Origin of the sequence: Azospirillum sp. B4 (genome assembly GCF_000333275.1) — a bacterium.
Lineage (GTDB): Bacteria > Pseudomonadota > Alphaproteobacteria > Azospirillales > Azospirillaceae > Nitrospirillum.
The window spans coordinates 1-1,882 of sequence record NZ_BACU01000259.1; the positions used below are offsets into that span (position 1 = coordinate 1).

General features: G+C 70.3%; 2 protein-coding genes. Both read right to left on the reverse strand.

Annotated elements, in window-relative coordinates:
* A partial coding sequence (locus I55_RS10870; RefSeq protein WP_044560573.1) for an NAD-dependent succinate-semialdehyde dehydrogenase occupies positions 1-1,282 on the reverse strand: 1,282 nt, incomplete at its 3' end.
* Between the two features lie 173 nt (positions 1,283-1,455).
* Positions 1,456-1,882, reverse strand: a 427-nt coding sequence (locus I55_RS10875; RefSeq protein WP_044560572.1) for an STAS domain-containing protein, incomplete at its 5' end; no start/stop codon positions are given.

Here is a 1,882-nt window from a genome sequence, read left to right on the forward strand (position 1 = left end):
TGTCGTTGGCCATGCGGATGGCATCGGCCTCGTCCTTGAAGCGGAACAGCGGCGCCACCGGGCCGAAGGTCTCCTCCCGCGCCAGGATCATGTCCGCCGTGGCGTCCAGCAGCAGGGTGGGCTCGAAGAAGTTACCCCCCAGGGCATGGCGCCGGCCGCCCATGGCGACGCGGGCCCCCTTGGACACGGCGTCCTCGATATGGCGCTCGGCCTTTTCCACCGCGGCGCGGTTGATCAGCGGGCCAGTGGTCACGTCCTTGTCGGCGCCGTTGCCCACGCGCAGGCGGCCCACCGCCTCCGCCAGGCGGGCGGCGAAGGCCTCATAGACGCCATCCTGCACCAGGATGCGGTTGGCGCAGACGCAGGTCTGGCCGGCGTTGCGGTATTTGGAGGCCATCGCCCCCTCCACCGCCGCATCCAGGTCAGCGTCGTCGAAGACGATGAAGGGCGCGTTGCCGCCCAGCTCCAGGCTCAGCTTTTTCAGCGTGTCGGCGCTCTGCTTCATCAGCAGCTTGCCCACGGGCGTGGAGCCGGTGAAGGACAGCTTGCGCACCAGCGGGTTGGAGGTCATCTCCCCGCCAATGGGCTTGGGATGGCCGGTGACGACGCTCAGCACCCCCGGCGGCAGCCCAGCCCGCTCCGCCAGAACGGCCAGCGCCAGGGCGCTGTAGGGTGTCACCTCCGACGGGCGCACCACGATGGGGCAGCCGGCGGCCAGGGCCGGCCCCACCTTGCGAGTGATCATGGCGATGGGGAAGTTCCAGGGGGTGATGGCGGCAGCGACGCCGATGGGCTCCTTCACCACCACGATGCGCTTGTCGCTGGCAAAACTGGGGATGGTGTCGCCATAGGCGCGCTTGCCCTCCTCCGCGAACCATTCGATGAAGCTGGCGCCATAGGCGACCTCGCCCCGCGATTCCACCAGGGGTTTGCCCTGCTCCGCGGTCATGATGCGGGCCAGGTCCTCCTGGGCGTACATGATCATCCCGAACCAGCGACGCATGACGGCGGCGCGGTCCTTGGCGGTGCGGGCGCGCCAACCGGCCCAGGCGGCGTTGGCGGCCTCAATGGCGCGTGCCGTTTCGGCGGCGCCCATGGCGGGAATGCTGCCGATGATCTCTCCCGTCGCCGGGTTGTCCACGTCCAGGGCGGCACCGTCATCGGCATCGACCCAACGGCCCCCGACATAAGCCTGGTCGCGCAGCAAGTCGGGGTCATGCAGGCCAAGAGCCTGAGCCGTGCGGACGAGGGGCCCGTGGGGGGCGCGAACGGGGGTATCCATGGCGAACCTCTTGTGACAACCGCCTGGGGGGCATGGTTCTTACGTAGGCGGGATCCGGGGGCGTTGCAATGCGGGATGCCCCTGCGGGCGGACACGGCCTCCAGCCAGGCAGGTCACAACCGCCCACCCCCAGCCGGCGTTCCCAGGCTGGGCTGAATTTCGGGTCTTAAGACTCAGGCCGCTTCGTGATCCGTGCCCGGCTGGTCCCCCGGCCGGCCCCCTGGGCGGCCCAAGGCATGGCGGGCGCGGACCAGCGCCTGGTCCAGGGTACGGCCGAAATGAACCTGCGGCGGCTTCAAGCCCTGGGTCAGCAGCAGGCGCCGTGCCTCCGGATCGGCCAGGGCGATGGCCACGACCGCCCCCTGCTTGCGCGCCTTGGCCGCCAGCCCGTCGATGACGGTGACGGCCGTGGAATCCAGCAGCGGCACCGCCGTCAGATCCAGCACGTAGGCCCGCGGCCGGGCGGCGACGCGGTCGAACAGGGCCGACACGCCGGCCGCCGCCCCAAAAAAGAACGCGCCGGACAGGCGGAAGACCAGGATGTCGTCGTCGCGCGTCTGGGGTTGGTCCGGCAGCGGGCCAGCGTGATCGGCCACGTCA